A 19,115-nucleotide genomic window follows, 5' to 3' on the forward strand; every position below is an offset into this window, starting at 1 on the left:
TCAGGTCTCCTTATTTGGGTAATTTTTTCGATACTTTTTTATAGGTTTCTCGTCTATTTTCGATCTCACTCAAGAACTGTAAGTAATTCTCAAAGCGGAAGGAAGCAATGATCCCTTCCTCGACAGCAGGTTTGACGGCACAAGATGGTTCATGTGTATGGGTACAAGTACGGAACTTGCAATCCTGGCTTACCTTGGCGATGTCTGGAAAAGCATGATTCAGATCTTCTGCATTGTCGACTTCATAATCTAAAGAGGAGAAGCCAGGGGTATCCGCAATCTTGCCACCATTGAGATCATAAAAGCTGACGGCTCGCGTCGTATGGCGGCCTCGTCCAAGACTGTCGGAGATCTCTCCTGTCTCTAGTTCCAACTCTGGAGCCAAGGTATTCAAGAGGGTTGATTTCCCCACACCTGTTTGGCCCATAAAGACCGTCACCTGATCCTTCAAGAGAGGCAAGAGCTCTTCCTTATCAGTGACAAAGTCATACCCCATTTGGCGATAGACTTCTTGAAAAGGAAGCATGACAGCCGGATCTTCTAGTAAGTCCATTTTTGAAATATAGACGATTGGATGAATGACTTTTTGCTCCAAGAGGACCAAAAAGCGATCCAATAAATTAACATTAAAATCAGGCTCTTTGGCAGACATGATAACGACAGCCTGATCAATATTAACAATCGGTGGACGGACTAAGCTATTCTTTCGAGGGAATATTTTTAAAATATAGCCTTCCGAATTTTCTTCAGCTGAAAATTCTACCCTATCTCCAACATAGGGAGTTTGTCCCTTTTTCCGGAAATTTCCTCGGGCGCGTGTTTGGTAAATTTTCCCTTCACACTCCACATAATAAAAACCGGCCAAGGCTTTAACAATCGTTCCTTGCAACTAGCACTCCTTTAAAGTTAATACTACCATTATATCAAAAAATATACGATAGCGCTTGCTTACTTAGGTATGAAAAAAGAAGTCCATTCAGTTTTTTTGAGCAAGATGCACATAAGGGGTTGTAAACGTTTTCAGATAGGTTTATAATAGAGGGAAAGGACATAATATATATATGTCTCTTGTGGGAAGTGCAGACTATTTGACAGAAAGGAAGTGACGGAGACTGATACATTTATTGACGAAGCTACCTGATTAGTAATGAAAGGAGCCTATTTTTGTGGCGGTATTTCTGACTTTCTTACTAATCCCTGCCAGTTATAAGGAGGTCCTTTATGAGTTTTTCATTTCTTTCCAAGAGTAACCCTCTCGTTTCCAATGTAAAAAAAGGGAAGTTTTTAACCCCTTGGTTTTTAGCTCCCTTTATTCTCTATTACATCACCCAATACATGTCTCCAATTAGTACAGCTTCCACAAACTTCTTTTTGAACAAACAAAGTTGGATTCCTGACTGGTGGAATATTCTAGACCTTTTGTCCTTCCTCTACACCATCATTGCCTTCTTCCTCTGGGTGAAACTCATTGAAAAACGACCGATTCGGACCATGGGCTTTACCAAAGGAAACGGCCTGTCCGAATTCGCTAAGGGTGTCTTGGTCGGCGCCATTATGATTACCACGGTCTTAATCGTCTTCTTTATCACTGGTGATGTCCGTTTCGATCGTATTCAATTTAGTCTTCCTTTCCTCGTATCTTGGATCTTGGTTCTAATTGGCTATATTTTCCAAACGGCAGCCGAAGAAATCTATATTCGTGGCTGGCTCATTCCAATTATTTCTTATCACAAAAATGCCTACCTTGCCATCCTCATTTCTTCCACTATGTTCTCTTACTTCCACTTGAATAACAATGGTGCTTCTTGGCTGTCTACGGTCCACCTCTTTGTTTTCGGACTCTTCACAGCCGTCTATGCCTTGAAGAGAGGAAATATCTGGGGTCCTTGTGGTTTCCACTTTGCCTGGAACTTCATCATGGGCAATGTCTACGGCTTCCATGTTAGTGGCTTTGATAGTGAATCCTCTCTTATGTACTTCACGACTTCAAACCGGACCTTTATCACAGGTGGTGAGTTTGGACCTGAAGGCGGGATCCCTGGCTTAGTCGTCTTTCTTCTTGCTCTCTTATGGGCTATCTTTCTTCTCAAAGATACCTCTGCAGAACAAGAAGAACTTTATCCTCAAGTGAGTTATGAATAAGTAAAAGAAAGAAGAGAGTGGGACAGAAATCGGTCATTCGTTAGAATTCTATTTCGTCGTCCCACTCTCTTTTCTGTTAGCTCTATACATTCGATAGAAAGTATGCTATTTTTTCTTGGCATTTCTGTCAAAAAGAGTATAATAGAACTATGCGGAGGTGGTGGAACGGCAGACACGCATGCTTCAGGCGCATGTGCCCCTTCGGGCGTGAGGGTTCAAATCCCTTTCTCCGCATCTTGGAAAGGTGGCCCAGTCTGGTACGGCACCGGACTCGAAATCCGGCAAGTGGATCTTCTTCACGCGCGGGTTCAAATCCCGTCCTTTCCTTTTATTACTCAAAAAGACATGAGCTTTGAAGCCCATGTCTTTTCCATTATTTTATCCCTGCTTCTAGAAGACCGTCAGCTAGACGGGCAAAGTCTTCTAAACTAAGAGCTTCTCCTCGTACAGATGGCTTCAAACTGGCTGCTTCGATTCCGGCTTCCAATTTTGCCTTCACGTCTTCGGTCTTGCCAAAGCGACTAGTCAAGTTGTTCCAAAGAGTTTTGCGACGGTGGACAAAGCTAGCTTTGCTGACGGAGAAGAAGAAATCTTCATCCTTGACTGCCACTGCCGCTTTTTCGCGACGGACCATCTTGAGGATGGCAGAGTCGACGTTTGGTGCTGGCACAAAGACGGTGCGTGGCACGATAAAGGCTACCTTAGCCGTCATATAGTATTGGACCGCAATGGACAAAGATCCATAAGCCTTGGTATTCGGTTGAGCTGAGATGCGGTCTGCTACCTCTTTTTGCATCATAACCACAAATTCTTGGAAAGGGATTTTGGATTCGATCAAGTGCATGAGGATCGGAGTCGTGATGTAGTAAGGAAGGTTGGCCACTACCTTGATCGGAAGCTCTGGATTTTTAAACTCAGCGATATACTGGTTGAGATCCACCTTGAGGATGTCTTGATTGACAACGGTCACATTGTCAAAATCCCGCAAGGTATCCGCTAAGATAGGAACCAAGCGGTCATCAATCTCAAAGGCCATCACTTCTGCGGCATTTTCCGCCAAAAACTCTGTCAAAGCACCGATTCCGGGACCGACTTCAATCACATTGACCTGTTTATCAATCTCAGCGGTGTCCACAATCTTTTGAAGGATGTTGGTATCGGTCAAGAAGTTTTGGCCGAAGGATTTTTTAAAGGTAAAGCCGTGACGCTCCAGCACTGCCTTGGTCACACTATAATCTGCAATTCTCATATCTTCTCTTTTCTAATCAGTTTAGGGCTATATCCCTCTTGTTTTTCTCCACAGGCTAGTCTAACAGTCTTCTACGAATGCGTTCTTCTCCGCTTGGTAGACATAAGCTTCTCCATCCTTGTCTAAGACCGTCTCCAACAAGGGTTCGATATCCAGGGCCGCTTCAAGGCTAATGATGGCAATCTTAGACGGATCGTCCAAGTCTTCATGAGACTCATAACCTGTAAAAAATTGCCAACCACTATCTTGCGGGTGATGAGGTAGATCGTGAACTGCCCAATTTATCTCACGTCGTAGGAAGCAATCCTTGGTAATCATTGCCCCTTTTTGTGTATCAAGATTCAACTGGGGGAGCATCAAGCTTGCAATATGTTCCCGCGCAAAATCCAGCTCATCTCCAAGCTGGATGGAGGTAATATAAGCGGGTTGATTGGTTAAACGTCCTTTGAACTTCCCATCGCGGATTTCAGTGAGTTCGACCCACATACGCTCTGCACGACACCCATTCTCCAAGACTGTATCCAGCACAAAGATGAGGCGAACCTGGTCCCCCATCTTCAATTGGTTGATTTCTTCTTGACTGGGAATCAAAAAGTGCCGTGGATTCTTTTGATGTTTTGCTTGAACATCCTCTAAAGAATATCCTATCCCTTTTTTCTTATCTGTAAACAAGTCGAACAATCCCATCTGCTACCTCCATCGCTATTTTTTATAAGAAGCCAAGGCCTCTTCTACTTGAGACAGACAAACCCCAAACAACTCCAAACGTTTGAGCAGTTGTTTGCCATTACAGTAGCCGATGCGGAGCTCTTCTCCCAAGTATTCCCGTCGTTTGCGACTGTCACTGCCCATCAAGAGACCGAGACGCATCAGGTCTGACTTGGTAATATCAAAGAAATGCTCATCTTCATAGGAGCCAACCAGTCCAGATAAGGCCTTTTCTAAGTCTTCATAGCTGGCATGCTCTACTCCCAAGGAACGCCCCTTGGTCTTGGATTTGGGTACTGCTTCGCCACGATTTAAAAAGGCATGCTTGGCCTGCGGAATTTCTTGCATGATGATTTTACGAATCCGCTCCCCATTGTAATCTGGATCAGTAAAGACAATGACTCCACGCAACTCTTGCAATGTAGCAATTCGTTCTAAATCATCCTGATTAATAGCAGAGCCACGTGTCTCATAGGTATCCACCTCATAATAGCGTTTCAGATTGGCCGTATCGTCCTTGCCTTCAACAACAATCACTTCTGGTATTTTTCTTTTCTCAGTCAAGGCCAAATACCTTTCTCGCATTGTCATAGGTCGCTTGTGCCACCTCTTCTGTCGTTAAGCCACGTAGTTCTGCAATAAAGTCTACTACATAACGGGTATAGGCTGTTTTATTTTCTCGGCCACGCTTAGGAACTGGTGCCAGATAGGGTGCATCTGTTTCAACCAAGATTTTGTCCAAAGGTAATTCTTTGGCTGCCTCCTGAATGTCTGTCGCTTTTTTGAAGGTCACCACTCCCGAGAAAGAGATCATCATGCCTAAATCCATGAAGCGTTTGGCATCTTCCAGACTTCCTGAGAAAGAATGCATGATCCCACCGCGTGGGCCAACTCCTTCACTCTTGATAATGGCATAGGTATCTTCGAGAGCATCACGCGTATGCACTACAAATGGTAAGTCTAGTTCCTTAGATAGCTGAATCTGACGGCAAAAGACCTTCTCTTGAACTTCCTTAGGTGCTGTCATCCAGTGGTAGTCCAGACCGATTTCCCCTAAGGCGACGACTTTAGGATGTTTCAGCCGTTCCAGTAGATAAGCCTCTACCTCAGGACTATAATCGCCTGCCTCAGTAGGATGCCAACCAAGGGTGAGATAAACTTCTGGGTGCTGGTCTGCCAATTCTATTGCTCGTTCGATGGTTGGTTTGTCAAAACCAACAACATTATGGGCAATGACTCCCAGCTCTTTTGCTAGCTCTAATTCCTCTTGTTCTCTCCCTGCAAACTCTTCAACGTTGAGGTGAGTATGGGTATCAAAAATCTGCATATGGATCCTTTTCTACGATTTTTCTCACTCTATTATAACAGAAAGCATAGCTGAATACACTTTTGGCAAAACAAAAACCAGTAGTCTCGAGTTTCTACTGGTTTTTAGGTTTTTATCTGAATTACGCAGCCAAAACTTTGCGTCCTTTACGACGACGAGCTGCCAATACGCGACGACCGTTTTTAGTTGCCATACGGTGACGGAAACCATGTTTGCGCGCACGACGAAGTTTACTTGGTTGATAAGTACGTTTCACGATGAATACCTCCTCATAGATTTTGTATTCGTTTAGCCGGCTATAATGTGATCAGTTACTAAACATACTTTACTATTCTATCTGATTCAAGGCTGTTTGTCAATAGCTATGAAAAATTTGTTGGATCAGGTTCAATGATACCGCTTTTATTGGGCATCTCCTTCTATCCTTTGACGAGTTGCTTCATAGTATGGAAGCAAGCAGGCCATTCCTTTTTTTAATTCCTCAAGAATGGCATCTCGGCTAGTCGCTTGTGATAGATTTACATCGACTTTAACCAAGACCTTTCGGACTTGGCCAGCTTCCACACCTTTGAGAAGTCTCAGACGATTGGCTTCTGTCCCTTGAAATCGTTGGCTGACACCTTCTATTTGGGCGAAATAATAGACTGGCGAAGAAACCGGAAGAGTTAAAACTCGGTTCTGCTTTTGTAGACTCTCCTCATCCTTCTTGCGTTCGATAAAACTCACTTCCAAGGATACACCAAAGTCCTTCGCATCCCCATAAAGTCGCAAGGCGAACATCGGATCCGCTATTTCTCCCTCTCCTTGGAGATAGGCCCAAAAATGAGGGCGAAGAATTTGGGCTTGATTCATCCATTGACTGGTCCGCTCTTGTTTTAAATGCGGAAAAATCTTCTGAAAATCACTGACCAGATGAGTGAACTCCTTGCGAGCTTCTTGTCCTAACTCTCGATAGGCCAACATTCGCTCCGCATCCTCACCTGCTTTAGCAGGGGCTAGGTACTTGATCCCCTGACAATTCAAAAAGTCTTTAATCTTAACAAACATACTGCTATTCCCTTCTCAAAAATAAAAGGAGAGACCAAGCTTACACTCCTCTCTCCCTTTTGAAATCCTCTTTTTTAGACGGTAGATTAACCTTCAATATCGACGACAACGTAACGATTTGGTTCTTCCCCTTCTGAATAGCTCGTTACTCCATCCATTTTCGATACGATACGGTGGATGATCTTGCGTTCGCTATTAGACATTGGATCTGTATGTTGTGCTTGACCTTCTTCTAGAGCACGACTTGCCAATTTTTGCGCATAGCTTTGAAGGACTTCTGCACGGTGTTCAACATAATCATTGACGTTGATAGCAATGTAGAAATTCTTAGAATACTGATTGTAAAGATAGTTCTGCGCCAACAATTGAAGGGCTTTGAGAACTTTCCCGTGGTAGCCAATCACACGGCCTGGCTCATTGGTGTCAATCTGCATGTTGATGGTTCGACGGTTGTAGCTACTTGAAATGCTAGCTTCTACATCCATTTCATCAATTACTGTTTGAACATAGGAAGTGACATCAGAAACAACCTTTTCAATGTCATAGCTTTCTTCTACTTCAATGCCCAAATCAGCAAAATCAGACGTTTGGCGTGACTCAGTTTCTTTAGGACTTGAATCGAGAATCTCCCCATGACCTTGTTCTTCAAGAATGGTTTCAGGAGCCTTCTCATGTTTAAGAATCTCAGCCTTCACCTCTTCCGAAACTTCTTGGCCTTCTTCTTCAACTTTTTTAATCGCAGCCACCACACGACCCAAATCAACAGTCTCTTCACTGACACTCTTGACAGGTTCGTTTTGAACATTTATTTCCTCAGGAACTCCCTTAACAGCTTGTTGATTAGCTTTTGTAACCGTAGTTTCTGCAATCGGTTCGATGTCTACCACAGCTGGCTTCTTACCAAAGAGACCGAGGAACCCTTTCTTTTCACGAGAAACGACAGTAATATGTGCTTTCATGCGCGGGATATCTAATTCTTTCAAACCATTTTGAATGGCTTCTTCAACATTGACTCCTGTATATTGGACCATCTGTCAAACTCCTTCTTAGTTTTTCTTTTTCTGTGCTTTATTAAATGCACGTCGTTTTTGTTTTTCTATATCTTTGATTGCCTGTTGCTCTGCTTCACGCGCCGCAATGATCTTAAATGGATTGTTCAACAGGTAAGTTTGCCCAACTTGGTAGGCATTGGAAACTACCCAGTAGAGAGCAACCCCGCTGGCTGAGTACATGGCGAAGAAGAAAATCATGACTGGCATTGCATACATCATGGCTGTCATTCCACCATTTTTTTCTGGCATGGCTTTGTTGCTCAACCAGGTACTAAAGAAGGTGAAGACAGCTGCCAAAACTGGCAAAATAAAGGTTGGGTCTGTTGCGCTCATATCCAACCAAAGGAAATGACCGACTTTTAGGAATTCTACCCGACTCAAAGCTTGGAACAAGGCCATCAAGACTGGCATTTGAATAAACAATGGCAAGAAGGCCGAGGAAGTCTTAACTCCTTTTTCTTTATAGAGGGCCCGCATTTCTTCTGACATACGAGTGCGGCTTTCCAAATCCTTCCCAGGATACTTGGCCTGGATTTCTTTCACTAGTGGCTGAATCTCCTGCATTTTGCGCGAGGAGGTCATTTGGTATTGGAAAACTGGCAAAAGAATTGTCCGAATCAAGAGAGTGAAGAGGATAATCCCAACTCCGGTATTTCCTCCGATAGAAAGAAAACGGATGACTTCTGCAAAGAAGTAAACGAATTTTTCCCAAACGCCTGATGATTGGGAAGTCACTTCAGACGTTCCACAGGCTGTTAATAAAAGGAGGGCCCCTCCTAATAAGCTAGCTACTTTTAATTTCTTTTTCACGTAATTACCTTTCCTGACGATAGACTTGCGCTAATTTTAATACATGGACTAGATTTTTTTCAACTTGGTCAAAATCCAGCTCTTCAACACCCTTTCGAGCAATCACAACAAAATCATCTGCTACAAGATGATCCTGATGCTTCATCAAAACATGACGAATCAAGCGCTTGATTCGGTTGCGTGTCACAGCATTTCCTAGTTTTTTACTAACAGATAAGCCGACACGGAAATGGGGCTGCTCTTGTGGCAAACGGTAGATCACAAATTTTCTATTCGCACAATTCATACCACTTTTAAAAATGGCATTGAAATCTTTTTCTCGCTTGACACGATAGCTTTTTCTCAAACTCCCACTCCCTCTTTTAAATTTATTCTATTATACCATAATTTCAAAAAAAACCAACGACCTTCTGGCCCTTGGTTTGAAGCTTCCTCCAGTACTGTTAAAACGACTAGGAGAAGAGATGCTGGATAGTTGACAAGATGATGGGTAGGCTATAAATGAAGTTCAGTCCGATATGAGCAAGGATAGGATAATACAAGGAGCCTGTCTTTTCATTCAGTAATCCAAACAGAAGAGAAGGGATTGTATAGATCAAAAAACTCAAGACAGTAAAGGGATGCTGGAGGAATTGAAATCCGCTATAGATGAGGGCAGGCGCCCATACACTCGCATAGAAGGGCCATTTTTTAAAATAGGCTTGGACAAGCGCTCCACGGAAGACCAATTCTACTGTCATCGGTCGAATGATGACCACTAGGATAAAGAGGATGAGAGATCCTAAGGCTTCCAAGGTCACCGGAAAGGAGTGATAAATAGCTAGACGTCCTTTGGTAAAACCACTGAGAAAGTAGTCCAGCCAATAGATAGCACAACTAGTGAATATAGTAGCGTAGATAGCGGGGAGGAATTGTTTCTTCTTCGCCCACTGAAAAACGGTACGTGGACTGTACTTCTTCACAAATGAAAAAACAAGCATCAGATAACCTGCTTCTAAAAAGAGAAGGGTCCAAAAATAGCTAAGGGCTTGGCCGACTTGGTTGCTGACTAGCTGGGCTAACTCGCGGAATTGCGGCCGCACCAAGATGTAAAAGACCAGCAATAAAAGTGGATAAAAGAGCTTGGCCTTTGTTTTTAAAAATTTCATACATTCCTTTCAAGGGATTAAAAATGATTTATTGCATCTTACCATAATCATTCCTAGGATTCAATTAGAAAGTGGATAAAAAAGAGGTCGAGACAGCCGTCTCTAACCTCTAGTTTCTATTGGAATACCAGCTTATTGTAGCGATTATCAAGCTTTCTTCTACCCTTTTCTGTAAGTCGTAAAGCCCACTAGCACAGACACAAGAATGGCTAGGCAAAGAATGGTTTCTAGCCAGACAAGGGGCCTTAAAAGAGGACTTTGTAATAAGTCTTGGGCCATTTTCAGGGAAGTAGCTGTGATGACCGTGGGAAAGGTTAAGGCTGAAAAGGCTGGTTGAAACCCTTCTTTTATCATTCTGGGCAGACGCGTTAAAACGAAGAAATAAAAACCTTGAGAGAGACCGATCATGATATATAAGAGCCAAACCGGCAGACTAGCTCCACCAAGACGAACGAGGGCCGCTAACAGAAGAGAAAAGGGCGCACAATAAATGCCTTCTTGCCCCAATAAGTGGCTCGGTAAAGGGGTAGTTTTCAATCCCTGATAGATTAGCGGGTAAAGAATCAAGGTTAAGACAAAGCCAAACCCGAGAGTCAGATAGGCCAACTCAACCAACCCTACCACTGGATAGGTCAAGGCTGCCACAGCAATCCCTACATAAAGGACGGTCCAACTAGGGGTGGCATTGGCTCTTGGTTTTGCAAAAATATGGGTCTTGGTAAAGTAGAAAATTAAGCTACAATCTAAAAGGAAAGCAGACCACCAAACTGTCTGGGCAAGTCCTCCAAATGTAGGAAACAGTCGTAGGAGATAAGTCGATAGAATCATCCCAGCCATGGGAAAGGTCGCCATTCCAGATAGAAGGGCTGGTTCTTGAAGTTCAATCTTCGTTTCTTGCCAGTAGATCAGATGGTGAAACAAAAAGAAAACCCATAGAATCAAACCCGTCAAACTGAAAAAATGGGCCAGAACTGGGAAGGTATCAGACAGAAGGTTTCCCGCTCCTGCTAAACCTAATAGACAACCTGAAAATGCTAAAGGAATCTTTTTCATCTTGATCTCCAATTATTTTATCGCTTTCAGTATAACATAAAATACCAGAAGGCATCATCAAAAAAAGAAGTAGATATAAAATCTCCTTCTCATTTTCTTATTTTTAAGCTTAGCTCCATCATTTCATGCACAAGCTTGGTTCTTTTACGCGTAGGGCTGCAATTCTGGATTGATAGGTGTATTGGCCAAGTTATTGGCATAGTTACAGAGACTAGCCAAACTCACACCTAGGACCACATCCAAAGCATTTTGGTGACTATAACCTGCTTCTAAAAATTCAGCTAAGGCCTCATCTCCAACGCGTCCCTTGGTATTGATCACTGCTAGGGTGAATTTAGCCAAGGTATCCAATTTCGGATCTGTTTCAATCGGAGTACGATTGCGCAGAGCTTGAAGAAGGTCGTCATTCATTTGGATCTGTTTGATCGAAAAAGCTGTATGCCCTGCCACACAGAAGGCACAACCGTTGGTCACCGCAGCAGTGATTTGGACAACTTCACGTTCAACTGGTGTCAAACTGTTGCGACGGTTAATCGCACCGACTGTACGATAGGCTTCTAGAGCTGTCGGCGCATTTGCTAAAAGACCGATGAGATTTGGAATATAGCCGTTATTATCTTTTTGAACAGTTTCAAGAACCTCTTTTACCTCTTCTGGCGCTGTCTCAACTGTATGAATCTGAAATGTTGTCATAAATCTACCTCTTTTTCTCTTGGTGACACTTAGTCTATCATAGAATAGAAAGCTTGAAAAATATATATTTCATATACCTTCCATAAAAAATAGTTATCACCAAGAAGAAAAGATTCAGACGTATCGACCCCACTTCTGCTCCCGTTTAAAGTAGCTGTTTCAAGAGAAAGGTCCTTCTTCTTATTTTCCTATCCTTCTAAGCCCGAGCAAGTAGCAGATAGATTAACAAGACTAAGAAAAAGAGGACACTAACGATCAAGGTCGCTAGCTTCATCCCTCGACGGGCTAGCCAATAATTTGGCTTCCCTAAGTTACTGGTCGCATCTGTTGACAGCGATTGTTGTTGACGAGGTTGAAACATCACCAACAAAATTAAACTGATCGATAGAAGGAACATCAGCACAACAAATAGCATTTCCATCTTATCCTCCAAAAACTCGGAAAAGGGTGAGCAGTACCCCCAACAAGATAACGAGACCGATAACAACATTTAAAGTCAGGTTGACTTTTTCCGAGCGGGTTGCTTTTTCTTTTTCCTCGGATCGGCGCTTCAGAGCATTCATTCGTCCTTCTACTTCTTTATAGAACAAGTCCTTCTTCTGATCAGGCATTTCTATCACCTATCCCTTCTTGGAATCTCGAACGGAATACTTCCTGTTCGATCGCATTAGACTGTGCAATTTGATTTGAAACTGCGTGTCGATAGTTCTCTATTGATTGATAAATTTCTTTAATACGTGCTACGAGTTTGTCTTTTTCTCCTTGCCTAAAGACATTTTCTTGAGCAAGATAAGGCGGGTCATGTAAGGTCTGTTCAAAGCCAAGGATTAGCTGTTGGTGCTCAAAGGCCTTGCGAACAATCCCTTGTACCTCCCCAAAATGATTGATGTCTAGATAGATACTAGATTGGTGGAGGAGCTCCTTGATCCGCTCCTGGCTAATATTCTGATACAGGACCAAATTGGGGTAGCGGACTAGAGACATGAGCTCTGGAGACATTTCTGTCACTGCAGCAACTCGGAAGGTCACATCCGGTAATTGCTCTAACAAATAAGGTAAGGCTTCAATTTGATCTGAATTTGTTAATACAAAAGCATCCTTACGAACATCGTCTTTGATTACAAAATCATAGATATAGCCAAGAGGGGCAAAAAAGCCCTGCTGCTCTGGTGATACCAACTGTAGAGCACGGAGATAAGTCTCCCTTTGAGGGATGAAGATCTTCTTCGTCCGTATCTCTGGACTGTTTAGGATGAGTTGCATATTGCCTGGCAGACTATCCCGTAGTGGCTCTTGCCAAACCAAGACATCCCGGCCTACCAGCCCCATTTTGCCGAGTTGCAAACTCAAAGCAAAAGACTGAGCCAGCGTATTGAAAAGCACCTGATCTAAAGCAAATCCTCGGTATTGGACATAAAAGACGCAGAAATCTAGTCGATTTTTGAAGATACGCATAGGCTCATGATCCAGTGTCAAGAGCAGATCACCTGTTTGATGATTTTCTGTCAGGCGTTCAATTTCTTCTTCAAAGTAGGTGGTTAACAAAGGATTGCCCTGACCATCACAACTGGTTACCGCTATTTTGCGACCATACTGATCATAGCGATCCACTGTCCTTACTTGTCCCTCTTGATTGAACCACTCTACCCGCTCAACAATTCGCTTATGAGTCGCTCCTTGGTAATAGATACGCGCTTTTTCTTGGCCGTAATAGGAAATCCGGCCGCCAGACGCATCTCCAGTAATTTCCCAAAAATCAGGAACTAAAATTTCGTTAAAGAAGCGCCCCCGTTTTTCACCTGTCGGTCGACCTAAAAAGTAAAGAAAAGGCGACTCCACTCCATCGGGTAAAAAACCATTTGCTTCCAAGACGATAGTTGGATGCGTGTAACCTGCTCTTTGTAAAGAATAGAGCAGATCTTGGCTTTCGCGCGAAAACCGATCAAACACATTAAGCATGGGTCACCTCCTCAATCAATTGAGACCAAGCTTTTTCAACCTTACTGGTTAGAAAATCTTCTGCACGCGCATAAGATGCTTGACGCATGGATGCCACCTTTTGACTCTGGTATAGCAAGTGGATCTTTTCAGCGAAGGACCTCGCTATCCTGTCCACAATCTGGTCTGGTTCAGTCGGAAGCAAGTAGCCATTCTCCCCATCTCTAACAAAGTTCTGATTGCCGTAGGGTACATCAAAGCCAATGATTGGAAGACCAGAACCAATTGCCTCCATCAAGGTGAGACCAAAGCCTTCACTGGTTGAAGCCGATAGGTAGACTTCATAATCTTTGTAAATAGCGGTCAAATCCATATGCCCTTTGAGCTGGATATAGTCCATCGCTCCTAACTCTTCAATTAGAGACCGCAGTTTCTCTTCCTCTCCGCCTTTTCCATAAATATCAAAAGAGAGAGCAGGTAGCTCTTTTTTTGCTTCGACAACTGCTCGAATTAACCAGTCGATGTGTTTTTCTGTCGCCAGACGCGAAGCAGTTATCAAAGAAAAAGGTTTACGAGAGTCCTTTTGCGGTAGACTTTCAAGACTTCCTACCGGAATGGTATAAATAGCAGGAGAATGCTGGGTATATTTTTCAAATTGCGCTGCCAAAACTTCCTTTTGGCGATCTGTCGCGACAATAAAGAAGTCCACCTTATCCGCATTAGTAAATTGGTAATCGTAATAATTGTTCCACAAAATATATTGATTATCAGTACTGTTGACACTATAGTGCTCCGCATGGACCACGACTCCTAGACGAGCTTTTTGGGCCTCTTCAAAAATGGGTTGGCCGATGTCCGTCTCCCGATCCAAAATCACCAGATCTTGTTTGGTCAAGTTGAGGGTTTGCATGAAGTAGCGAATCAATTCCTGCCGGCCCAGGAGATAACGATCCGGGAAACGGTAAATCTCCTGACCATCTGCCACCTGCATCCGATAGGCCACACTTCCGTCCTCATTGTAGAAACGTCGTTCAATCAAATTGGCTTGATTATTTTTTGGGATAAAGTACTCTGTACAGTAGCGAGTATAGGAAAAATAATCCTTTCTGACTAGGATCCCTCCGGAAACATACTCACAACGCTCTACATAGGGACTCTTTTCGTCCCGAAGATAGCAGGTCAAAAAACTGTCTTGGTCTTCGTAGAAATAGCGTTTCACCTTCCCTGTGGTCTCTTCTCGCGTTGGGCTCCCAGCGAACCCAGCCAGGACTTGCTCCACCGTGTAAGTCGTAGGCGCAATTTTTATATCTGTAAAATGGGTGTAGAGCCATATGATTTCATGGTCTTTAAAGCCAATATTCTCTGTTAAGTGTTGAATATTGTCTGCTAATATCATATCCATAAAAATAAATTTTGCAGGTTCTTGGATCTGTCGTAGCAACTTGGCACGATAGGCTTGTGCATACTCGACGCCACTACTGGCCCATCCAATCCCAAGATTGATATTGTATACTGTCATAAATCCTCTTTTATGGGAAATACAGGACAATTTCCCCTTTTGTATTGATTTCTACTCGACTGAGTAAAAGATTGCGAACCATCTGCTCTTTTGCCATAGCCTTCATCCGATCGAAAGACAAGTAAGCTTCTTGGTAAAATTCGACCAGCGGATTCTTTTGGCTGATGTACTGGCCAGATAAGGCCACACGTAATTGTTGCAAATAATCCACTTGTTCCACCCAATTTTCATCAATAGCCTTTAAAAGTACCATCCGTTGAAATTGAGCAATCACCTCATCGGATTCAAGCGTTTGATATTTAGCAAGTAACTCAGAGCGGGCTAGCTCCCAGAGAAAATCCTCTTTTGCCTGTTTGGAAGGAAAGGCTTGAGGGATCTGGGCAGGAACAACCTGATAACTGATATGATCTAGAATATAGTGATAGAAGGCAATCGGGTCTTGATACTTCTTGTTTTTGGCTACCTGGGCAAAAACTTCTCGGGCAATTTTCTCGATTAGTCCGTCCAAACGTCTACCTAACCTGATTAAACGATCCCGTTCCTTATAAACTAAATCACGTTGAATATTCATACTCTCTGCAAACTCTAAGGTCAAGCGACGACTAGCTTGCGCAGCACTTTCACTCGCATCCTGAGCTTGAGCGATTATACGTTGGTATTTTCTCCGAGATAGAGGTTTGGCTTCTTGAAGTCGATCCTCTACGTCATAATCTTGATACCTATCCTGGATCCAATTTGGACCCCAGTTTTTGATCAAGTCATCCTCCAGAGAGACAAAGAACTTGGTTTTTCCAGGATCTCCTTGACGTCCTGATCGTCCTCGAATTTGGAGATCTATCCTGCGATTCATCATCCTCTCCGTCCCGATGACCACTAATCCGCCTAAGGCAGCTACACCGTTCCCTAATTTAATATCTGTCCCCCGACCTGCCATCGAGGTGGCAACTGTTACCGCTCCTTTTTGACCAGATTCAGCAATAATCTGTGCTTCACGAGAAGCCTTGTTGGCATTCAAGAGATTATGGGGAATTCCTTCACGAAGCAGAAGGTTTGAGTACAAGATAGACATCTCAACCGATCCAGCAAAAATCAAAATCGGATTTCCCTTTGCATGGACTTCTTTGATGTAGGCCATAGAGGCATAGACTTTTTCTGGCAAGGTCTGGTATATCTCATCTGGAAGATCCTGGCGAATGCGTTTTCGATTGGTTGGGATCTGAACCACTGACATGGCATAGGTCTCCAGAAATTCAGCTTCTGCAACCTTCCCGGTTCCCGTCATACCGCCGAGTTTCCGAAACATCTTGAACAAGTTTTGATAAGTGATCGAAGCCATGGCCCGTGTCTCTGGTGTCAAAGGAAGTCCTTCTTTGGCTTCAAGTGCCTGATGAAGTCCCCCTTGAAGGCGAGTCAATTCCATGAGACGCCCCGTTGCCTGATCTAGAAGGACAATCTCCTTCTCCCCTTTTTCATTAACACGGACGACATAATCCTTATCTTTTGTATAGTTTTGATGCGCTTGTAATGCCAAATTGATATGGCGGACAAGATCACGATGTTGAGGATTATACAAATGTTGAATGGATAAAAAAGCCTCGGCTGCCTTCACCCCTTTAGGGGTCAACCAAACTTGTTTCTTGTCTCCGTCAATCTTGTATTCTTCTCCTTTTTGAAAGTTTCGGACCAAGGTATCTACAATCCCATATAGATTGGATTGAACTCGCGGAGAACCTGAGATAATCAAGGGCGTCTGAGCACTATCCAACAAGATAGAATCAATTTCATCCACAATAGCATAGTTAAACTTTGCTAGGAATTGACCTTCGACAGAGGCTGTTAAATTTTCTGAAAGATAGTCGAAGCCCAAGCTACTATTAGTAGTGTAGACAATGTCAGCTTGGTAGAGCGTCCGCTTCCTAGCTGGGGAGAGTTCGCCCTCCCTATCTTGGAGTGGAACCCCGACCGTTAAACCTAGGAAACGATAAATCTTACCCATTTCTTCCGCATCACGAGTTGCCAGATAAGTATTGGGGGTAATCACCATAACCCCCTTCCCTTCTATAGCATTCAGGTAAGCTGGCATGGTTGCCGTTAGGGTCTTTCCTTCCCCAGTTTCCATCTCTGCAATATTTCCTTGGTGGAGAACGATAGCTCCCATGACTTGAACATCGTAAGGAAACATCCCCAAGACTCGCTGAGAGACTTCTCTCACGACTGCATAAGCTTCTGCTAGCAAATCGTCCAGTGACTCCCCTTTTCGGAAACGACGGCGAAATTCCTCTGTCTTTTCTTGTAACTGCTGGTCTGTCAATTGAGACATTCTATCTTTCCAGCCATTAACCTCTTTTAAAATCTTTTTTATTTTTTTCAATTGACTAAAATCCACTAGGTCCTCATTTACTGCAATCTATTTAGTCTGTATCAGAATAGCTCCTTGTTCAGACGAAATCGGAGAAATCGTGATATGGTGAAAGGTAAACTCTTGCATCCCAGCACTGAGGAGACGCACTTGATAAGAATAAGCTTGCTCTGGATAAACAAACCTGACCTGCCCCTCTGTACTGACCTGCCGGTCCACCATCTTACCAAAACGGTCTTGGCAAACAATCTCCAACATTACCGTATGAGCAGGCCTAGAAGTCATCTGAGCTTCAAGCACATATGTCTGGCCTCTCTGTAAAAGCGGTAGAGTGGGTGCCATTCGGTCCTCCACATAGCTTGTGAGGGATTTCCAGGTTTTTAAGACTTGGCCAGAAGGCATTAAAGGATTCGTAAACCGAATCTGATCGACTGCCAATCTCTGAATAACAGACCCCCATAAATAGTCTGCCGAAGAGGTTGACCCCCAATAAATCTGGCGACCTTTTTGTTTTCTCATCCTAATCATCCGCTTCTACCAAAATCTCTTTCCATGATTTCTTTGTATTGGGTCAAGAACCACTCGATGATGGATTCCGTTGCATCATTGTGGCGACCCGGCCGACTCGAACTAATGATCCGAACAGGTTGGTGATAAAGAGCTTCTAAAATATCCGAATAAGCCTTCTGGTCGTAGTCATCATCTCTCATGTAAGCCAAGGCTAATAGAGTATCCTTTAACGCTGCTTGACCAAATCGATCCCAAAAACGCTTGTTCAAGGCCTCAATCCCTTCACTCGCCACTTGACCGACTAGCAACTGCATCATATCGAGTGATGTCCCAAATTCATCTGGCCGTTTAAACTTCAGATTGGCCACTACATCCCCAAGATTGACAATAGGTTTTCCAACCAAGATTGCATGGGGTGAATATGAAGCTCCATAGTAGAGGGCTCCATAAGTGCCCATTGATAGACCTGAAAAGTTCAATTCTTTTGGACCAAATCCTAAGGATTGGAGATGGTAATCGATAAAATCCTGAATCTTCTTTTCTAACTCTGGAGAGCCTAGGTAGAAGCATCCTCCCTCTAGACGCGGATCCGAAAAGAGAATGAAGGGAGCTCCCATATTTTTCATCATGGAAAAGCCTTCAAAACCCTCCGCAGGACGATAGCCAGAGAAATAGATATTCAGCGGTGGCTTCAGGTCTCCTGGATGGAAATAAGCAAAAATTTCCTGACGCTTGCTGTCTCTGAGAACCTGGGACCCAAGAGAAATTTCTCCAAAGGGACCGTGAGAGAAGCGCTTGTGCAAAGCACCGATAATCAGTTGTCCCTGCCCCCTTGCTTCCAGTGAAAAGGATAGGTAATAAGAACCAGGCTCGTCAATCAGAACCGGTCTTTCCAAGTCTTCTTCCGAATAGACGAGTTCCTTCTCTAACGATCCCAGACTACCACTCTGGAAAAATTGGACCCGCAAACGGATGTGACAACCTGCCGTTTTCTCGTACTCTAACCATAGATCCGTAGGAATGGTCCCATTATAAGAATAGGTGTTAACCCACTGGGCTATGGGAGTAAACTCCTCTCCATATGAACCGTCTAACTCCAAAAAGTGTTTCCCTCTGACCGTTTGCATCCCTTCAAAGTCTGCTCTAATTCGTAAATCTCTGACGCTAAAAGCATCTCCGTACTGACCGTCATAAAGGAAACGATGAAGTTGATAGAGAAAGTGAGCCTTATCAGAAAAATCCCAAGCCTTAGCCTGAACCAGTTGCATCAAACGAGCCAGTTCTTCTGTAAATGACTCTTGGTCATATGTTTGATCATAGAAAACAGTGTAGGGCTGAAATAGAGCCAGTTCTTCTTTGAAGTTCAATAGCCTTTCAGGATGATCCAGTACCAAGGCCTTAAACTGCTTGATGCCTTGCTCCGCCATGTAATCCTCTATCTGTAGAGGTGTTTGGATAGAAAAATAATGCCAGTTCAGACCTTCTGGGATCGTCACTTCTCCCTGCCAATTTGTAGGTCCAATTTGAAGAATATGGCCTGTTTCCAACTTTCTGTCCATC

At 43.5% G+C, this 19,115-nt stretch carries 21 protein-coding genes and 2 tRNA genes; 3 read left to right on the forward strand and 20 right to left on the reverse strand.

Annotated elements, in window-relative coordinates:
• Positions 1–10: 10 nt before the first annotated feature.
• Positions 11–889: a ribosome small subunit-dependent GTPase A gene (gene rsgA, locus DW738_RS10360; RefSeq protein WP_123159593.1), complete on the reverse strand. Its 879-nt coding sequence runs from the start codon at positions 887–889 to the stop codon at positions 11–13.
• Positions 890–1,221: 332 nt separating this feature from the next.
• Between rsgA and DW738_RS06775 the strand changes: the two genes are divergently transcribed.
• The 3 genes from DW738_RS06775 (at position 1,222) to DW738_RS06785 (ending at position 2,469) form a co-directional block, all read left to right on the forward strand.
• Positions 1,222–2,142, forward strand: coding sequence for a type II CAAX endopeptidase family protein (locus DW738_RS06775; RefSeq protein WP_123160647.1), 921 nt, complete (start codon positions 1,222–1,224; stop codon positions 2,140–2,142).
• 151 nt (positions 2,143–2,293) lie between these two features.
• A tRNA-Leu gene (locus tag DW738_RS06780) sits at positions 2,294–2,376 on the forward strand.
• Between the two features lie 4 nt (positions 2,377–2,380).
• Positions 2,381–2,469, forward strand: a tRNA-Ser gene (locus DW738_RS06785).
• Positions 2,470–2,515: 46 nt separating this feature from the next.
• Here DW738_RS06785 and rsmA read toward each other — a convergent pair.
• The 19 genes from rsmA to asp2 form a co-directional block, all read right to left on the reverse strand.
• Complete coding sequence (gene rsmA / locus DW738_RS06790; RefSeq protein ID WP_023024516.1) at positions 2,516–3,391, reverse strand: 16S rRNA (adenine(1518)-N(6)/adenine(1519)-N(6))-dimethyltransferase RsmA; 876 nt, start codon at positions 3,389–3,391, stop codon at positions 2,516–2,518.
• A 60-nt stretch (positions 3,392–3,451) separates the two neighbouring features.
• On the reverse strand, positions 3,452–4,078 hold the full coding sequence (locus tag DW738_RS06795) for a DUF2185 domain-containing protein (protein WP_023024518.1): 627 nt from the start codon (positions 4,076–4,078) through the stop codon (positions 3,452–3,454).
• A 15-nt stretch (positions 4,079–4,093) separates the two neighbouring features.
• On the reverse strand, positions 4,094–4,684 hold the full coding sequence (gene rnmV, locus DW738_RS06800; RefSeq protein WP_207802007.1) for a ribonuclease M5: 591 nt from the start codon (positions 4,682–4,684) through the stop codon (positions 4,094–4,096).
• On the reverse strand, positions 4,656–5,426 hold the full coding sequence (locus DW738_RS06805) for a TatD family hydrolase (RefSeq protein ID WP_123160649.1): 771 nt from the start codon (positions 5,424–5,426) through the stop codon (positions 4,656–4,658). The genes rnmV and DW738_RS06805 overlap by 29 nt, the downstream gene beginning before the upstream one ends.
• 121 nt (positions 5,427–5,547) lie before the next feature.
• The gene (gene rpmH, locus DW738_RS06810; protein WP_003003086.1) at positions 5,548–5,682 is read right to left on the reverse strand and encodes a 50S ribosomal protein L34; all 135 of its coding nucleotides are present in this window, start codon (positions 5,680–5,682) and stop codon (positions 5,548–5,550) included.
• Positions 5,683–5,828: 146 nt separating this feature from the next.
• On the reverse strand, positions 5,829–6,473 hold the full coding sequence (locus DW738_RS06815; RefSeq protein WP_123160650.1) for a ribonuclease P: 645 nt from the start codon (positions 6,471–6,473) through the stop codon (positions 5,829–5,831).
• A gap of 86 nt (positions 6,474–6,559) precedes the next feature.
• Positions 6,560–7,504, reverse strand: a complete 945-nt coding sequence (jag, locus tag DW738_RS06820; protein WP_123159597.1) for an RNA-binding cell elongation regulator Jag/EloR — start codon at positions 7,502–7,504, stop codon at positions 6,560–6,562.
• A 15-nt stretch (positions 7,505–7,519) separates the two neighbouring features.
• Positions 7,520–8,335 (reverse strand): YidC/Oxa1 family membrane protein insertase, encoded by an 816-nt coding sequence (locus DW738_RS06825; RefSeq protein WP_023027309.1) that lies wholly within the window; start codon positions 8,333–8,335, stop codon positions 7,520–7,522.
• A gap of 4 nt (positions 8,336–8,339) precedes the next feature.
• On the reverse strand, positions 8,340–8,681 hold the full coding sequence (rnpA, locus tag DW738_RS06830; RefSeq protein ID WP_023024530.1) for a ribonuclease P protein component: 342 nt from the start codon (positions 8,679–8,681) through the stop codon (positions 8,340–8,342).
• A gap of 106 nt (positions 8,682–8,787) precedes the next feature.
• A complete protein-coding gene (locus tag DW738_RS06835) occupies positions 8,788–9,483 on the reverse strand; it encodes a type II CAAX endopeptidase family protein (RefSeq protein ID WP_123160651.1) in 696 nt (231 codons plus the stop codon).
• 159 nt (positions 9,484–9,642) lie between these two features.
• Positions 9,643–10,536, reverse strand: a complete 894-nt coding sequence (locus tag DW738_RS06840; protein WP_123160652.1) for a TDT family transporter — start codon at positions 10,534–10,536, stop codon at positions 9,643–9,645.
• A gap of 144 nt (positions 10,537–10,680) precedes the next feature.
• On the reverse strand, positions 10,681–11,229 hold the full coding sequence (locus tag DW738_RS06845) for a carboxymuconolactone decarboxylase family protein (RefSeq protein WP_023024535.1): 549 nt from the start codon (positions 11,227–11,229) through the stop codon (positions 10,681–10,683).
• Positions 11,230–11,425: 196 nt separating this feature from the next.
• A complete protein-coding gene (locus DW738_RS06850) occupies positions 11,426–11,650 on the reverse strand; it encodes a preprotein translocase subunit SecG (RefSeq protein ID WP_023024536.1) in 225 nt (74 codons plus the stop codon).
• Between the two features lies 1 nt (position 11,651).
• Positions 11,652–11,840 (reverse strand): accessory secretory system protein Asp4, encoded by a 189-nt coding sequence (gene asp4, locus DW738_RS06855; RefSeq protein ID WP_123160653.1) that lies wholly within the window; start codon positions 11,838–11,840, stop codon positions 11,652–11,654.
• Positions 11,833–13,188 (reverse strand): accessory Sec system glycosylation chaperone GtfB, encoded by a 1,356-nt coding sequence (gtfB, locus tag DW738_RS06860; RefSeq protein ID WP_123160654.1) that lies wholly within the window; start codon positions 13,186–13,188, stop codon positions 11,833–11,835. Before gtfB ends, asp4 begins: the two co-directional genes overlap by 8 nt.
• The gene (gtfA, locus tag DW738_RS06865) at positions 13,181–14,686 is read right to left on the reverse strand and encodes an accessory Sec system glycosyltransferase GtfA (RefSeq protein ID WP_123160655.1); all 1,506 of its coding nucleotides are present in this window, start codon (positions 14,684–14,686) and stop codon (positions 13,181–13,183) included. The genes gtfB and gtfA overlap by 8 nt, the downstream gene beginning before the upstream one ends.
• A 10-nt stretch (positions 14,687–14,696) precedes the next feature.
• Positions 14,697–17,072 carry an accessory Sec system translocase SecA2 gene (gene secA2, locus DW738_RS06870; RefSeq protein WP_123160656.1) on the reverse strand — a complete coding sequence of 792 codons (2,376 nt, stop codon included), beginning with the start codon at positions 17,070–17,072 and terminating at the stop codon, positions 14,697–14,699.
• A gap of 21 nt (positions 17,073–17,093) precedes the next feature.
• The gene (asp3, locus tag DW738_RS06875; RefSeq protein WP_243634251.1) at positions 17,094–17,564 is read right to left on the reverse strand and encodes an accessory Sec system protein Asp3; all 471 of its coding nucleotides are present in this window, start codon (positions 17,562–17,564) and stop codon (positions 17,094–17,096) included.
• Positions 17,565–17,569: 5 nt separating this feature from the next.
• The gene (asp2, locus tag DW738_RS06880) at positions 17,570–19,114 is read right to left on the reverse strand and encodes an accessory Sec system protein Asp2 (protein WP_123160658.1); all 1,545 of its coding nucleotides are present in this window, start codon (positions 19,112–19,114) and stop codon (positions 17,570–17,572) included.
• Position 19,115 lies beyond the last annotated feature (1 nt).

The organism is Streptococcus sp. AM28-20 (assembly GCF_003603595.1).
GTDB lineage: Bacteria > Bacillota > Bacilli > Lactobacillales > Streptococcaceae > Streptococcus > Streptococcus ilei.